We start from the raw sequence: 15,322 nt of genomic DNA on the forward strand, positions 1-15,322 counted from the left end.
ATGACGGACAGCGCCAAGACAAGACCCGTATACCGAAATATTCACGTCACGCAGATCGTCAGCTACCGTCTGCCCCCCGCCGGCATCGTCTCCATCCTGCATCGCATCAGCGGCCTGCTGATGTTCGTGCTGCTGCCCTTCGTGGTCTGGATGCTGGATGCCGGCCTCAGCTCCGAGATCTCCTACGACGGCTTCACCAATGTCTTCGTGGCCGGCGTGGCCGGGCTGCCGGCCTGGCTTGTGAAGCTCGTCGTGCTGGGCCTGCTGTGGGCCTATCTGCACCACTTCATCGCCGGCCTGCGCCATCTGTGGATGGACGCGACGCACAGCGTCAGCAAGGCCCAGGGCCACAGCTCGGCGCTGCTGACGCTGGGCCTGAGCCTTGCTCTGACCGTGGTGCTGGGCGCCAAGCTGTTCGGCCTGTACTGAGCAAACCTGCAAGGACAACAACAATGAGCACATTCGGCTCCAAGCGCCTCGTCGTCGGCGCGCACTATGGCCTGCGTGACTGGCTCGCCCAGCGCGTCACCGCCGTGCTGATGGCCCTGTTCACCATCGCCGTGCTGGCCCGCTTCCTGATGCCCGGCGAGCTGGGCTACGACCACTGGGCCGGCGTGTTCGCGCCGCAGTGGATGAAGCTCCTGACCTTCGTGGCCATCCTGTCGCTGGCCTACCACGCCTGGGTCGGCGTGCGCGACATCTGGATGGACTACGTCAAGCCCGTCGGCCTGCGGCTGGCCCTGCAAGTGTTTTCGATCGTGTGGCTGCTTGGCTGTGCCGGCTGGGCAATCCAGGTGCTGTGGAGACTGTGATGACGGCAAAGATTTCGACCCGCAAGTTCGACGTGGTCATCGTCGGGGCCGGCGGCTCCGGCATGCGCGCCTCGCTGCAGCTGGCCCTGGCCGGCCTGAACGTGGCCGTGCTGTCCAAGGTCTTCCCGACCCGCTCGCACACCGTGGCCGCCCAGGGCGGCATCGGCGCCTCGCTCGGCAATATGAGCGAGGACAACTGGCACTACCACTTCTTCGACACCGTCAAGGGCTCGGACTGGCTGGGCGACCAGGATGCCATCGAGTTCATGTGCCGCGAGGCGCCCAAGGTCGTCTACGAGCTTGAGCATTTCGGCATGCCCTTCGACCGCAATGCCGACGGCACCATCTACCAGCGCCCCTTCGGCGGCCACACGGCCAACTACGGCGAGAAGCCCGTGCAGCGCGCCTGCGCCGCGGCCGACCGCACCGGCCACGCACTGCTGCACACGCTCTACCAGCAGAACGTCAAGGCGCGCACGAACTTCTTCGTCGAGTGGATGGCGCTGGACATCATCCGCGACGCCGAGGGCGATGCCGTCGGCGTGACCGCGCTGGAGATGGAGACCGGCGAGGTCCACATCCTGCACGCCAAGACCGTGCTGCTGGCCACCGGCGGCGCCGGCCGCATCTTCGCGGCCAGCACCAATGCCTTCATCAACACCGGCGACGGCCTGGGCATGGCGGCGCGCGCCGGCATCCCGCTGGAAGACATGGAGTTCTGGCAGTTCCACCCCACCGGCGTGGCCGGCGCGGGCGTGCTGCTGACCGAAGGCTGCCGCGGCGAAGGCGCCATCCTGCGCAACAGCAACGGCGAGCGCTTCATGGAGCGCTATGCGCCGACGCTGAAGGACCTGGCGCCGCGCGACTTCGTCTCGCGCTCGATGGACCAGGAGATCAAGGAAGGTCGCGGCTGCGGTCCCAACAAGGACTATGTGCTGCTCGACATGACCCACCTGGGCGCCGAGACGATTGCCAAGCGCCTGCCGTCGGTGCTGGAGATCGGCCACAACTTTGCCAACGTCGACATCACGAAGGAACCCATCCCCGTTGTGCCGACCATCCACTACCAGATGGGTGGCATCCCGACGAACGTCCACGGCCAGGTGGTCGTGCCGAAGAACGGCAAGCCCAACGACATCATCAACGGCCTCTACGCCGTCGGCGAGTGCTCCTGCGTGTCGGTGCACGGCGCCAACCGCCTGGGCACCAACTCGCTGCTCGACCTGGTCGTCTTCGGCCGCGCCGCGGGCAACCACATCGTCGACTTCAACCTGAAGAACAAGTCCCACAAGGACCTACCCAAGGACGCCGCCGACAAGACCCTGGCCCGCCTCGCGCGCCTGGAGTCGGCCACCAACGGCGAATACGCGCAGAACGTCGCCAACGACATCCGCTCGACGATGCAGAAGCATGCCGGCGTGTTCCGCACGCAGGCGTCGCTGGACGAAGGCGTTGCCAAGATCAAGGAAGTCGCCGCACGCGTCGGTGGCATCGGCCTGAAGGACAAGTCCAAGGTCTTCAACACCGAGCGTGTCGAAGCGCTGGAAGTCGAGAACCTCATCGAGGCCGCCAAGGCCACGATGATCTCGGCCGCCGCCCGCCCCGAGAGCCGTGGTGCCCATGCGCACAACGACTACCCCAACCGCGACGACGCGAACTGGATGAAGCACACGCTGTGGTACTCCGAAGGCAACCGCCTGGACTACAAGCCCGTGAATCTCCAGCCGCTGACGGTTGAGTCTGTTCCGCCGAAGGTCCGGACATTCTGATGAATTTGCGGGACAGACCGCCCGAGCGAAGCGAGTAGCTCTGTCCCCAACTGACTAGGAACTGATTCATGAAGCGCACCTTCCAGATCTACCGCTACGACCCCGACAAGGACGCCAAGCCCTACATGCAGACCCTCGAGGTCGAGCTGGACGGCCATGAGCGCATGCTGCTCGACGCCCTGGTCAAGCTGAAGGCGGTCGACCCGACGCTGTCCTTCCGCCGCTCCTGCCGCGAGGGCGTCTGCGGCTCGGATGCGATGAACATCAACGGCAAGAACGGCCTGGCCTGCCTGACCAACATGCGGACCCTGCCGGGCACCATCGTGCTCAAGCCGCTGCCGGGCCTGCCCGTCGTGCGCGACCTCATCGTCGACATGACGCAGTTCTTCAAGCAGTACCACTCGATCAAGCCCTATCTCGTCAACGACAACCCGCCGCCCGAGAAGGAGCGCCTGCAGTCGCCCGTCGAGCGCGAGGAGCTGGACGGTCTGTACGAGTGCATCCTCTGCGCGAGCTGCTCGACGAGCTGCCCGAGCTTCTGGTGGAACCCCGACAAGTTCGTCGGCCCGGCCGGCCTGCTGCAGGCTTATCGATTCATCGCCGACAGCCGCGACGAAGCGACAGCCGAACGCCTGGACAACCTCGAAGACCCGTACCGCCTGTTCCGCTGCCACACCATCATGAACTGCGTCGATGTCTGCCCGAAGGGGCTCAATCCGACCAAAGCGATCGGCAAGATCAAGGAACTGATGGTCCGCCGCGCGGTCTGATGCGATGACGGAAGTGGCAGCCCCGATGATCGACGAACGCGCGCTGTCCAAGCTGCGCTGGCGCTGCCGTCGGGGCCTGCTCGAGAACGACCTGTTCATCGAGCGCTACTTCAATCGCAAGGGCGAGCATGTCAGCGTGACGCAGGCCGAGGGCCTGACCGCGCTGATGGACCTGGCCGACAACGACCTTCTCGAGCTCCTGCTGCGCCGCAAGGAGCCCAGTGGTGAAATCGACACCGCTGCGGTGCGCGAGGTTCTTGCCGAGCTGCGCACCTGACCGAAAAGCTTTTCAAAACCCAAAGGACCGCACCATGACCCCGTCCGACGTGAAAGCCACCCTGTCGTTCTCCGACGGCAGCCCCTCGATGGACCTGCCCCTGTACAAGGGCACGATCGGTCCCGATGTCATCGACATCCGCAAGCTCTACGGCCAGACCGGCAAGTTCACGTACGACCCCGGCTTCCTGAGCACGGCGTCGTGCAACTCGACCATCACCTACATCGATGGCGACAAGGGCGAGCTGCTGTACCGCGGCTACCCCATCGAGCAGCTCGCGGTGAACTGCGACTACCTCGAGACCTGCTATCTGCTGCTGTACGGAGAGCTGCCCAACGAGGCCCAGAAGGCCAGCTTCGAAGACCGTGTGATGCACCACACCATGGTCAACGAGCAGATGCAGTTCTTCCTGCGCGGCTTCCGCCGCGACGCCCACCCGATGGCCGTCATGACGGGCCTGGTGGGTGCGATGTCGGCCTTCTATCACGACAGCACGGACATCAATAACCCCGAGCACCGCGAGATCGCGGCGATCCGCCTGATCGCCAAGATGCCCACGCTGGTGGCCATGGCCTACAAGTACACGATCGGCCAGCCCTACATCTACCCGAAGAACGACCTCAGCTACGCCGGCAACTTCATGCGCATGATGTTTGCCACGCCCTGCGAGGACTACAAGCCCAACGACGTGCTGGTGCGCGCGATGGACCGCATCTTCACGCTGCACGCCGACCACGAGCAGAACGCGTCGACCTCGACCGTGCGCCTGTGCGGTTCGTCGGGCACCAACCCGTTCGCGGCCATCGCGGCCGGCGTGGCCTGCCTGTGGGGCCCCGCCCACGGCGGCGCCAACGAGGCCTGCCTGAACATGCTCTACGACATCCAGAAGCAGGGTGGCGTGGCGCGCATCGGCGACTTCATCGGCAAGGTCAAGGACAAGAACTCCGGCGTCAAGCTGATGGGCTTCGGCCACCGCGTCTACAAGAACTACGACCCGCGCGCCAAGCTGATGCGCGAGACCTGCCACGAGGTGCTCAACGAGCTCGGCCTGCACGACGACCCGCTGTTCAAGCTGGCCATGGAGCTCGAGAAGATCGCGCTGGAAGACGAATACTTCGTCGCCCGCAAGCTCTACCCGAACGTCGACTTCTACTCGGGCATCGTGCAGCGCGCCATCGGCATCCCGGTGCCGCTGTTCACCGCCATCTTCGCGCTGGCCCGCACGGTCGGCTGGATCGCCCAGCTCAATGAGATGATCGGCGACCCCGAGTACAAGATCGGCCGCCCGCGCCAGCTCTTCGTCGGCGCCACCGCGCGCGACGTCAAGCCCATCGCCCAGCGTTGACGCACGGCTGATCGGCTCACCGCCTTACCGCGAACCCCTCGGTCGACGCCGAGGGGTTTTTTATTTGGAGACCCGATGCCTGCACCAGAGATCCTCGTCCTCGGCAGCGTCAACCGCGACCTCATCGTGCATGCGCCGCGCCTGCCCCTGCCGGGCGAGACGCTGCGCGGCCAGCGCTTCGGCTCCTGCCTGGGCGGCAAGGGCGCCAACCAGGCGGTGGCGGCGGCGCGCCTCGGCGCGCGCGTAGCGCTCGCGGCTCGCGTGGGCCTGCTGGAGAACGGCGCGACGATGGTGGAACAGCTGAAAGGCGAGGGCGTCGACACCCGCGCCATCGCCCAGCCGGCCGACGAGGTGCCGGGCGTCGCGCTGATCGTCGTCGGCGCCGAGGACGCCGAGAACCAGATCGTCACCGTGGCCGGCTCCAATGGCACGCTGCCGCTGGAGCAGGTCGAGGCCTTGCAACTCGACGGCCTGCGCTGGCTGGTGGCCCAGCAGGAGCTGCCGCTGCAAAGCGTCGCCCGTGCCTTCGAGCGCGCCCACGCGGCCGGCGTGAAGACGCTGCTGAACGCCGCCCCCTTCCGGCCCGGCTGCGAGGCCCTGCTGCCCCACGTCGACCTGCTCGTCGTCAACGCGCTGGAGGCCCAGGCCCTGGTGACGACCTTGGGCGGCGGCGCGGCCGATGCCGAATCCCTGGCCCGGGCGCTGCGCGCCCAAGGCCCGGCGGCCGTCCTCGTGTCCCTGGGTTCTGAGGGCCTGTGCTGGGTCGACGCCGAGGGCAGCCGCCGCGTGCCCGCCCGCATGGTCAAGGCCGTCGACACCGTCGGTGCCGGCGACACCCTGGTCGGCGCCCTCGTCACGGCGTTGGCGGAAGGCCGGCCCATCGCCGGCGCGCTCGCCTTTGCCCAGGCGGCCGCGAGCCTCGCGGTGTCGCGCCCCGGCGTGCAGGACGCGATGCCGCGCCGCGAAGAAGTCGAGTCACTGCTCAAGAACTGAATCCCACAAGGAGAAGACAAGATGTCCCAGACCCTGCTGCTGCCCCGCTGGCTGCTGACGATGAAGCCCGGCGAAGACACGCTGGAGCACCACGCCCTGCTGATCGACGGCGAGCGCATCGCCGCCATCGGCCCGCGCGACGAGCTGATCGCTCAGCACCCGCAAGCCGCGCGCGTCGAGCTGCCCGAGCAGATCCTCATCCCCGGCCTCATCAACGGCCATGCCCACTCGGCCATGACCCTGCTGCGCGGCGTCGCCGACGACGTGCCGCTGATGGACTGGCTGCAGAACCACATCTGGCCGCTGGAGAAGCGCTGGGTCAGCGAGGACTGGACCTATCTCGGCTCCAGGCTCGCGGCGGCCGAAGGCCTGCGCAGCGGCACGACCTATATCAACGACATGTACTTCTTCCCGACCGCGATGGCCCGCGCCGCCGTGGACTCGGGCGTGCGTGCCGCCGTGTCGATGAACGTCATCGACTTCCCCACCGGCTATGCCTCGGGCCCGGACGACTACATCGCCAAGGGCGTGGCCGCATACGAGCAGTACAAGGGCGAGAAGCTGCTGGACTGGACCAGCGCGCCGCACGCGCCCTACACGGTGTCGGACGAGACCTTCGTCAAGCTGCGCGATCTGGCCGAGAAGCTGGACATCCAGATGCACTGCCACATCCACGAGACGGCGGGCGAGGTCAGCGACGGCCTCAAGGCCCATGGCGTGCGCCCCATCGAGCGCCTGGACCGGCTGGGCCTGTTCAACGAACGCATGATCGCCGTGCACATGGTCCACCTGAACGAGGCCGAGATCGAGCTGATGGCCAGCAAGGGCGTGCACCTGGTGCACAACCCCAACTCCAACCTCAAGCTGGCCTCGGGCGTGATGCCGTTGAAGGCGCTGGCGGCCGCGGGCGTCAACACCCTCCTCGGCACGGACGGCGCTGCGTCCAACAACCGCCTGGACATGTTCGGCGAGATCCGCTCGGCCGCGCTGCTGGCCAAGGGCATCAGCGGCGACCCGACGGTGGCCTCGGCGCGCACCGCGCTGGAGATGGCCACACTCCGCGCCGCCAAGGCCATGGGCCGCGCCGATGACCTCGGCTCGCTGGAGGTTGGCAAGCTGGCCGACTGCGTGGCCGTGTCGCTGGACAGCCTCGAATGCCAGCCGGTCTACAACGCCGCCGCCCAGCTCGTCTACGTGGCGGGCCGCGAGCATGTCAGCAACGTCTGGATCGGCGGCCGCCAGGTGCTGCGCGAGCGCCAGCCGACGACCCTCGACGTGCCGGCCCTGCTGGCGGAAGTGCGCGACGTCGTCGGCCGCATGCAGTCCGCCTAGGAAAAAGGCCCGCCTCTGCAAGCAGAGGCGGGCCTGTCGTCCGGCGACTCCCGCCGGTCCGGCCTTGCCGGCCAGCCGGGAGCGCCCGGGCCGGCGACGCCGGTCCCGCATGTCCGTCAACCGGGCATGAAGTGGATGACCTTGGCGATCAGCACGCCGTCCTTCACGATGCCCTTGATCTCGACCTTGGCGCCGCTGGCGAGCTTGCTCGCATCGCCGTCGATGAACTTCACGTCGGTGCCGGAGGCGTCGATCTTCTGGCTGCCGACCTTGAAGTCCGCGCTGCTGACGAAGTCGCCGATCAGGCCGCTCAGGTAGACGTAGTTGGCACCGCTGGGATCCTTCTCAGGCCTCTGCAGCTCGATCGCGACCGCGGTCAGCGTCGTGCTGCCGCTGTTCGTCATCACATAGGCCTTGATGCTCACGCGCGAGCCGTTCGTCACGTCGGTCAGCTTCGTGCCGGCCGGCAGCAGTTGCGTGTTGGGGCCGATCTGGACGACGTAGCTGCCGATCTTCAGGCTCTGCGTCGTCACGTCATGCACGATGCCGGAGAAGCCGATGACCTTGGTCGCACCCGGCGTGGTGGAGTTCAGCATCACCTTCGTGGCGGTGAAGACGCCGGTCGCCGTCGAGAAGCTGCCCTCGACGCTGACCGCGGTGCCGGCCGTCAGGCTGGCCAGCGACTTGCCGTCCGGGCTGACCTTGGTCGTCGCGCTCCACTGCACCTTGGTGCCGAGCAGCGTGAAGGTCTTGGCGGCGGCGTCCACGGCGCTGATCTCGCCGGCCAGGCGCTGCGGCTTGTCGGCCGGCGGCGGCTGCACGGCGATCTCGGCGGCGCGCACGCCGGTCGGCGTCAGCTGGCCCGTGACCTGCACCCAGGCGCCGGTCGCGAGGTCGGCCGCGCTGCCCTTCGTGAACTTGGCCTGGCTGCCGTCGACGATGGTGCCCCGCAGCGTGAAGTTGGCGAGCGACACGTAGTCGGTGATCTGGCCGACCAGCAGCGCCTTGACGGCGGTGTCGTTCTTGAAGACCTTCAGCGAGGCGGCCTTCAGCACGCCGTTGCTCAGGCTGCCCTGGACCAGCGCATGGGCGCCGTTGACGACGTCGGCCACCGTCGTGCCGTCCTTCAGCGTGGCGCCGCTCGCGTCCACCTGCAGGTCGCCGACGCGCAGCGAGGCCAGGCTCTTGAACTGGCTGATCGGGCCGCCGACCGTGACGTTGACCGTGTCCGGCAGCTTGCGCGCCTTGACCTCGACGACGCTGGCGTTCATCACCGTCTTGCCGCCGCTCGCGGTCGGCGCCTTGGTCGCGACGATGCTGACGAGCTTGTCCTTCTCGATGACCGCGCCGGTCGGCAGCAGCTTGGCCTGGCCGTAGTCGACGGTGACCGCCGTGTTGCCGGCCAGCGTGAAGGTCTTGGCCGTCGCGTCCACGCTCTGCACCGCGCCGCTGAGGCGGAACACCTCGGTGCCGTCCACGGCCTTGCGCTCGATGCGCGTGGCCGTGATGCTGCCGTCGCTGGCCACCGTGCCGCTGACCCTGACGAGGTCGCCCGCGACCAGTTGCGACAGGCTGGTGAAGCCCTCGAACACGGTCGGCACCTGGGCCGTCGTGCTGGTCTTGATGGTCTGGCCGAACACGGTCAGCGTGCCGGCCGTCGCGTCCACCGCGCCGACGCTGCCGACCAGCGCGAAGTGCACGACGACGTTTTGCAGCACGCCGTTCTTGACTTCGGCCTGCACGTGCATGCCGGTGTGCAGGTCGCCGAGCGTGCCCGGCGTCTGCACGTCGGGGTGGTGCGCGAACGCGACCTTGGCGACGCTGTCGTCGAAGCGCTGGCCGTCGATGACGACGCTGCCGAAGCCGGTGATGGTGCCGTCCACGACGGCGGCGATGCTGGCGTCGGGCGCCGACGCGGGCGGCGTGGCCGGCGTGGCGGACGCATTGTTCCCTCCGCTCCCGCCGCCACCGCAGGCGACGAGCACGGCGGCGCTGAGCACGCAGGCGAGGGCGCTCAGCCCCGACTGCAAATGTTGCTTGAGTTGTTTCATCCGGAACTGCCTTTGATGTTGGTGGCCCAAGGGGCACGTGGCTGGCGACTGCGCAGGCCCTGGAAGGGTCGCGCAATCAGTGTGCCGAGCCACTCGGTCGGCCGTATGAAGAGCCGTTTCGAGTTGTATCAATACCCCCCTTCGGGCCGTGAGCAAAGTCACGGACATCGCCAGCCGGCCGATAAGCGGCCGGACTGCCGTCTTGAACGGCGCGTGCTTTGCGACCCGGGGATTCGTCCCGCGGACCGTGCTGGACGGCCCGTCGGCGAGGGCCTCAGTAGAATCCCGCCGGTCCGCGCCGCCCCGTCAGCCGGGGCGGTTCTTCTTCGCGATCCGCGTGCCTCGCGCCGCGCCCAGCCCTCTTTCGGATTCCATGGCCCCGACCCCGCATCTGACCCATTTCGAGGGCGGCAACGCCCTTTCCGATTTCCGCGCCCAGGCCTTGCTGGCCAGGCTGCAAGAGGTCAGTGCCCGTATCGCCGGCGTCAGCGCCCGCGCGGTGCACTGGGTGTGGACGGAAGGCGAACTGGATGCCGAGGCACGCGGGCGCTTCGCTGCGCTGCTGACCTATGGCGAGCCGGCCGCCGCCGGCGCCGAGGGCGACCTCGTCATCGTGACGCCACGCTTCGGTACGGTCAGCCCCTGGGCCTCCAAGGCGACCGACATCGCGCGCAACTGCGGCCTGGTGCTGAAGCGCGTCGAGCGCGTCGTCGAGTACCGCGTCGCGACCAGGAGCGGCCTGCTCGGCGGCGCCAAGCCGCTGAGCGCCGACGAGTTGAACGCCTGCGCCGTGCTGCTGCACGACCGCATGACCGAGTCGGTCTGCTTCAGGCGCGAGGACACGGCCCATCTCTTCGACGAGCGCACGGCCGAGCCGCTGGCCCATGTGGACGTGCTGGGCTCTGGCCGCGCCGCGCTGGAAAAGGCCAATGTCGAGTTCGGCCTGGCCCTGTCGGCCGACGAGATCGACTACCTCGAGACCAATTTCAGGAAGCTCGGCCGCAACCCCAGCGACGTCGAGCTGATGATGTTCGCCCAGGCCAACAGCGAGCACTGCCGGCACAAGATCTTCAACGCGAGCTTCGTCGTCGACGGCGAGGCCCAGCCGCTCTCGCTGTTCGGCATGATCCGCAACACCGAGAAGCTGCACCCGCAGCACACGGTCATCGCCTACTCGGACAACGCCGCCGTGATGGACGGCCATGCCATCGAGCGCTGGATGCCGGCACCTCAGCCCGGCGCGGCCTATGCGGCGCGCGCCGAGCAGGCCCAGGTGCTGATGAAGGTGGAGACCCACAACCACCCGACGGCCATCTCGCCGCATCCCGGCGCCTCCACGGGCGCGGGCGGCGAGATCCGCGACGAAGGCGCGACCGGCCGCGGCTCCAAGCCCAAGGCGGGCCTGACGGGCTTCTCGGTGTCCAACCTGCATCTGCCGGGCCTCGCCGAGCCCTGGGAGCGCAACCCGGTCGGCAAGCCGGCCCACATCGCCAGTGCGCTGCAGATCATGATCGACGGGCCGCTCGGCGGCGCGGCCTTCAACAACGAGTTCGGCCGGCCCAACCTGGCGGGCTATTTCCGCGTCTTCGAGCAGACCGTGGACGGCGTGCGCCGCGGCTATCACAAGCCCATCATGATCGCCGGCGGCCTGGGCACCATCCGCTCGGACCTGACGGAGAAGATAGCCTTCCCGGCCGGCACGCTGCTGATCCAGCTCGGCGGCCCCGGCATGCGCATCGGCATGGGCGGCGGCGCGGCCTCGTCGATGGCGGCGGGCACCAACACGGCCGACCTGGACTTCGACTCGGTGCAGCGCGGCAACCCCGAGATCGAGCGCCGCGCGCAGGAGGTCATCAACCACTGCTGGGGCCTCGGCACCGAGAACCCGGTGCTGGCCATCCATGACGTCGGCGCCGGCGGCATCTCGAATGCCTTCCCCGAACTGGTCAACGACGCCGGCCGCGGCGCGCGCTTCGACCTGCGCAAGGTGCCGCTGGAGGAGTCCGGCCTGGCGCCCAAGGAAATCTGGTGCAACGAGAGCCAGGAGCGCTATGTGCTGGCCATCGCGCCCGAGAGCCTGGAGCTTTTCAAGTCCTTCTGCGAGCGCGAGCGCTGCCCCTTCGCCGTCGTCGGCGTGACGACCGCGGAGCGCGAGCTGAAGCTCGTCGACGGCGACGCGGAAGTGACCGGCCACCCCATCGACATGCCGATGGACGTGCTGCTGGGCAAGCCGCCCAAGATGACGCGCGACGTGAAGCGCGTGGCCCGCAGTGGCGGCACGCTGGAGCTGACCGGCGCGCGCCTGGAGCAGGCCGCCTTCGACGTGCTGCGCCACCCGACCGTGGCCAGCAAGCGCTTCCTCGTCACCATCGGCGACCGCACCGTGGGCGGCCTCAACCATCGCGACCAGATGGTCGGCCCCTGGCAGGTGCCGGTGGCGGACTGTGCCGTCACGCTGGCCGACTTCAAGGGCTTTGCCGGCGAGGCCATGAGCATGGGCGAGCGCACGCCGCTGGCATCGGTCAACGCGCCGGCCTCGGGCCGCATGGCCGTGGCCGAGGCCATCACCAACCTGCTCGCCGCGCCCATCGAGCTGCCGCGCGTGAAGCTCAGCGCCAACTGGATGGCGGCTTGCGGCGAGGCCGGTGAGGACGCAGCCCTGTTCGACACCGTCAAGGCCGTCGGCATGGAGCTGTGCCCGGCGTTGGGCATCTCCATTCCGGTGGGCAAGGACTCCCTGTCGATGCGCACGAAGTGGGATGACAAGCAGGTCACCGCGCCGGTGTCGCTGATCGTCAGCGCCTTCGCCAGCATCGCCGATGTGCGCGGCACGCTGACGCCGGAATGGCAGCGCGAGGATTCCTGCGCCATCCTCGTCGACCTGGGTCAGGGCCGGCACCGCATGGGCGGCTCCATCCTGGCGCAGACGCTGAACCAGTTCGGCGCCGACGTGCCGGACCTGGACGACCCGCAACTGCTGGTCTCGCTGGTCAATGCCATCAACGAGCTGCGCACCACCGGCAAGCTGCTGGCCTACCACGACCGGTCCGACGGCGGCCTGTGGGCGGCGGCCTGCGAGATGGCCTTTGCCGGCCAGACCGGCCTGAGCCTGAACGTGGACATGCTGGTCACCGAAGGCGACGGCATCAGCGACAGCCGCGCCGAGATGGGCGACTCCAAGAACTGGGCCGCCCAGGTCGGCGCCCGCCGCGAGGAGTTGACGCTGCGCGCGCTGTTCGCCGAAGAGCTGGGCGCGCTGATCCAGGTGCGCGCGGCCGACCGGGATGCGGTGATGCAGGTGCTGCGCGCACACGGCCTGTCCCGGCATTCGCATGTCGTCGGCAAGCCGAACGCGGCGCGGCAGATGGAGGTCTGGCGCGATGCGAAGAAGGTCTTAGCCGCCGACCTGACGGCGCTGCAGCAGACCTGGGACGAGGTCAGCTGGCGCATCGCCCGGCTGCGCGACAACCCGGCCGGTGCCGATGCCGAGCATGCCGCCGCCGGCCAGGCCGACGACCCGGGCCTGCATGTGCACCTGACGTTCGACCCCGCCCAGGCGCCGATGATCGTGACGGGCGCCCGGCCCAAGGTCGCCATCCTGCGCGAGCAGGGCGTCAACTCGCATGTCGAGATGGCCTATGCGATGTCGCTGGGCGGCTTCGACAGCTTCGACGTTCACATGAGCGACCTGCAGTCCGGCGCGGTCAAGCTGGACGGCTTCGCGGCCTTCGTCGCCTGCGGCGGCTTCAGCTATGGCGACACGCTGGGCGCCGGCGAGGGCTGGGCGCGCAGCATCATGTTCAACCCGGTGCTGACCGAACAGTTCCGCGCCTTCTTCTCGCGCCCCGACACGCTGGCCCTGGGCGTCTGCAACGGCTGCCAGATGCTGGCCGCGCTGGCGCCGATCATCCCCGGCGCCGACGCCTGGCCGCGCTTCACGCGCAACCAGAGCGAGCAGTACGAGGCCCGCCTCGCGCTGGTCGAGGTGCTGGATTCGCCCAGCGTGTTCTTCCAGGGCATGGCCGGCAGCCGCCTGCCCATCGCTGTCGCTCACGGCGAGGGTTTTGCGAACTTCGCACACCAGGGCGATGCGGCCCAAGTCATCCGGGCCATGCGCTACGTCGACAACCACGGCCAGGCGACCGAGGCCTACCCCTTCAACCCGAACGGCAGCCCGGGCGGCCTGACCTCGGTGACAACGGCCGACGGCCGCTTCACCGCGCTGATGCCGCATCCGGAGCGCGTGTTCCGCAACGTGCTGATGAGCTGGACCTCGGGCGACAGGAGCGCGCACAGCCCCTGGCTGCGGATGTTCCAGAACGCGCGCAAGGCGCTGGGCTGAGGAGGTCGTTCAGCCCATGGAAAAGACGGGCCATCGGCCCGCCTTGTTGTTTGCGGGCGTCAGCTCAGTCTTGCACGACCGCTGCCGCCTGCAGCTTCTTGTTGACCCGCAGCGCCACCAGCGTGCCGACCACGCCGGACAGCAGGTAGAGGCTGAGCGACACGAGGCCGAAGCGCGAGGACAGGAAGAGGGCGACGACGGGGGCGAAGGCCGCGCCCAGCAGCCAGGCCATGTCGGCCGTCAGCGCCGCGCCCGTGTAGCGGAAGTGCGGCAGGAAGTTGGACGTCACCGAGCCCGCCGCCTGGCCATAGGACAGGCCCAGCAGCACGAAGCCGACCAGGATGAAGGCCGCCTGGCCGGGCTTGCCGCCGCCCAGCATCAGCGGCGCGAACAGCGCGAACACGCCGATGGCCACGGCCAGCGCACCGAGGTAGCTGCGCCGGCCGATCTGGTCGGCGATCAGGCCCGACATGGGCATGGCGGCCGCGCCGAAGAAGGCGCCCAGCAGCTCCATCTTCATGAAGTCCTCGATGCCCTGGTCGCCGTAGAGTGCGATCCACGACAGCGGGAACACCGTCACGAGGTGGAAGAGGGCGTAGCTGGCCAGCGCCGCGAAGGCACCGATGACGATGTGCTGGCCCTGGGCCGGCAGCAGCTCGCGCAGATAGGCCGGGTCAAGCTCATGCTCCTCCATGCGCTTCTCGTACTCGTGCGTGACGACCAGGCGCAGCCGCGCGAACAGCGCGACGACGTTGATCGCGAAGGCCGTGTAGAACGGGAAGCGCCAGCCCCAGGACAGGAAGTCCTTGGCTTCGAGGCTGCTGAACACGTAGAGGAACACGCCCGACGCGACGCTGAAGCCCAGCGGCGCGCCGAGCTGGCCCAGCATCGCGTACCAGCCGCGGCGGTGCGGCGGCGCGTTCAGGGCCAGCAGCGAGGGCAGGCCGTCCCAGGAGCCGCCCAGCGCCAGGCCCTGGCCGACGCGGCACAGCGCCAGCAGCACGATGGCCGTGCTGCCGGCCTCGGCATGGCCGGGCAGCAGGCCCATGCCGACCGTGGAGCAGCCGAGCAGGAAGAGGGCGGCGGTCAGCTTGGTCGAGCGGCCGAAGTGGCGCTGGATGGACATGCCGATCAAGGTGCCGACGGGGCGCACGACGAAGGCCAGCGCAAAGATCAGGAAGGCGTAGAGCGTGCCGCTCAGGCGGTCGACGAAGGGGAAGAAGACCTGCGGGAAGACCAGCACCGAGGCGATGCCGAAGACGAAGAAGTCGAAGTATTCCGACGCCCGGCCGATGACCACGCCGACGGCGATGTCGCCGGGGGCCAGGTCTTCGTCGGAGCGGGCGGCGCCGGGGCCGGACTGGGGGGCGGAAAGGGTACTGCTAGCGAGTGCCATGGTGGCTTGCCTCCGTCTGCATGTAGGACAAAATGTCCAATCGTTGATTTGGGTCAATCAACTTACATTTCCGAGAGCCGTGCAAGATCGTTAACCCTCGCGCGCGTTTGTCCGGACCTGATTGGTAAGCTGCCTCAGCAGGCTCACGCCATGAGCTACCCGACCCGTAATCTGACCTCCGAATCACCCCGGAGTGCAGACCATGGCGTTCAACTTCATCCAGTTCCAGCATGGC

General features: G+C 68.3%; 11 protein-coding genes. 9 read left to right on the plus strand and 2 right to left on the minus strand.

All coding sequences use genetic code 11. From position 1 onward, the window contains the following. The 8 genes from sdhC (at nucleotide 1) to NYP07_RS22145 (ending at nucleotide 7,298) form a co-directional block, all read left to right on the plus strand. Nucleotides 1-429, plus strand: coding sequence for a succinate dehydrogenase, cytochrome b556 subunit (gene sdhC, locus NYP07_RS22110; RefSeq protein WP_268154043.1), 429 nt, complete (start codon nucleotides 1-3; stop codon nucleotides 427-429). A 23-nt stretch (nucleotides 430-452) separates the two neighbouring features. After that, nucleotides 453-812 (plus strand): succinate dehydrogenase, hydrophobic membrane anchor protein, encoded by a 360-nt coding sequence (gene sdhD / locus NYP07_RS22115; protein WP_268154045.1) that lies wholly within the window; start codon nucleotides 453-455, stop codon nucleotides 810-812. Then, nucleotides 812-2,581 (plus strand): succinate dehydrogenase flavoprotein subunit, encoded by a 1,770-nt coding sequence (gene sdhA, locus NYP07_RS22120; protein ID WP_268154047.1) that lies wholly within the window; start codon nucleotides 812-814, stop codon nucleotides 2,579-2,581. Before sdhD ends, sdhA begins: the two co-directional genes overlap by 1 nt. Before the next feature lie 68 nt (nucleotides 2,582-2,649). After that, nucleotides 2,650-3,351: a succinate dehydrogenase iron-sulfur subunit gene (locus NYP07_RS22125; protein ID WP_268154049.1), complete on the plus strand. Its 702-nt coding sequence runs from the start codon at nucleotides 2,650-2,652 to the stop codon at nucleotides 3,349-3,351. Nucleotides 3,352-3,376: 25 nt separating this feature from the next. Further along, on the plus strand, nucleotides 3,377-3,628 hold the full coding sequence (locus tag NYP07_RS22130; RefSeq protein WP_378989635.1) for an FAD assembly factor SdhE: 252 nt from the start codon (nucleotides 3,377-3,379) through the stop codon (nucleotides 3,626-3,628). 34 nt (nucleotides 3,629-3,662) lie between these two features. Next, on the plus strand, nucleotides 3,663-4,973 hold the full coding sequence (gene gltA / locus NYP07_RS22135; protein ID WP_268154053.1) for a citrate synthase: 1,311 nt from the start codon (nucleotides 3,663-3,665) through the stop codon (nucleotides 4,971-4,973). 75 nt (nucleotides 4,974-5,048) lie between these two features. Then, on the plus strand, nucleotides 5,049-5,966 hold the full coding sequence (locus NYP07_RS22140; protein ID WP_268154055.1) for a ribokinase: 918 nt from the start codon (nucleotides 5,049-5,051) through the stop codon (nucleotides 5,964-5,966). Nucleotides 5,967-5,987: 21 nt separating this feature from the next. Beyond that, on the plus strand, nucleotides 5,988-7,298 hold the full coding sequence (locus tag NYP07_RS22145) for a TRZ/ATZ family hydrolase (protein WP_268154057.1): 1,311 nt from the start codon (nucleotides 5,988-5,990) through the stop codon (nucleotides 7,296-7,298). Nucleotides 7,299-7,414: 116 nt separating this feature from the next. Here NYP07_RS22145 and NYP07_RS22150 read toward each other — a convergent pair whose 3' ends face one another. Continuing rightward, nucleotides 7,415-9,349 (minus strand): DUF5666 domain-containing protein, encoded by a 1,935-nt coding sequence (locus NYP07_RS22150; RefSeq protein ID WP_268154059.1) that lies wholly within the window; start codon nucleotides 9,347-9,349, stop codon nucleotides 7,415-7,417. 373 nt (nucleotides 9,350-9,722) lie between these two features. Between NYP07_RS22150 and purL the strand changes: the two genes are divergently transcribed. Then, nucleotides 9,723-13,691, plus strand: coding sequence for a phosphoribosylformylglycinamidine synthase (purL, locus tag NYP07_RS22155; RefSeq protein WP_268154061.1), 3,969 nt, complete (start codon nucleotides 9,723-9,725; stop codon nucleotides 13,689-13,691). Nucleotides 13,692-13,755: 64 nt separating this feature from the next. Here purL and NYP07_RS22160 read toward each other — a convergent pair whose 3' ends face one another. Continuing rightward, nucleotides 13,756-15,087 carry an MFS transporter gene (locus tag NYP07_RS22160; RefSeq protein WP_268154063.1) on the minus strand — a complete coding sequence of 444 codons (1,332 nt, stop codon included), beginning with the start codon at nucleotides 15,085-15,087 and terminating at the stop codon, nucleotides 13,756-13,758. Nucleotides 15,088-15,322: the final 235 nt, after the last annotated feature.

Source organism: Pelomonas aquatica (assembly GCF_026712205.1).
Taxonomy (GTDB): Bacteria; Pseudomonadota; Gammaproteobacteria; order Burkholderiales; family Burkholderiaceae_C; genus Pelomonas; species Pelomonas aquatica.

What these genes read in the sequence shown, in the direction of transcription:
- sdhC (WP_268154043.1), top strand. Translation starts at nt 1, where the DNA reads ATGACGGACAGCGCCAAGACAAGACCCGTATACCGAAATATTCACGTC.
- sdhD (WP_268154045.1), top strand. Translation starts at nt 453, where the DNA reads ATGAGCACATTCGGCTCCAAGCGCCTCGTCGTCGGCGCGCACTATGGC.
- sdhA (WP_268154047.1), top strand. Translation starts at nt 812, where the DNA reads ATGACGGCAAAGATTTCGACCCGCAAGTTCGACGTGGTCATCGTCGGG.
- NYP07_RS22125 (WP_268154049.1), top strand. Translation starts at nt 2,650, where the DNA reads ATGAAGCGCACCTTCCAGATCTACCGCTACGACCCCGACAAGGACGCC.
- NYP07_RS22130 (WP_378989635.1), top strand. Translation starts at nt 3,377, where the DNA reads ATGATCGACGAACGCGCGCTGTCCAAGCTGCGCTGGCGCTGCCGTCGG.
- gltA (WP_268154053.1), top strand. Translation starts at nt 3,663, where the DNA reads ATGACCCCGTCCGACGTGAAAGCCACCCTGTCGTTCTCCGACGGCAGC.
- NYP07_RS22140 (WP_268154055.1), top strand. Translation starts at nt 5,049, where the DNA reads ATGCCTGCACCAGAGATCCTCGTCCTCGGCAGCGTCAACCGCGACCTC.
- NYP07_RS22145 (WP_268154057.1), top strand. Translation starts at nt 5,988, where the DNA reads ATGTCCCAGACCCTGCTGCTGCCCCGCTGGCTGCTGACGATGAAGCCC.
- NYP07_RS22150 (WP_268154059.1), bottom strand. Translation starts at nt 9,349, where the DNA reads ATGAAACAACTCAAGCAACATTTGCAGTCGGGGCTGAGCGCCCTCGCC.
- purL (WP_268154061.1), top strand. Translation starts at nt 9,723, where the DNA reads ATGGCCCCGACCCCGCATCTGACCCATTTCGAGGGCGGCAACGCCCTT.
- NYP07_RS22160 (WP_268154063.1), bottom strand. Translation starts at nt 15,087, where the DNA reads ATGGCACTCGCTAGCAGTACCCTTTCCGCCCCCCAGTCCGGCCCCGGC.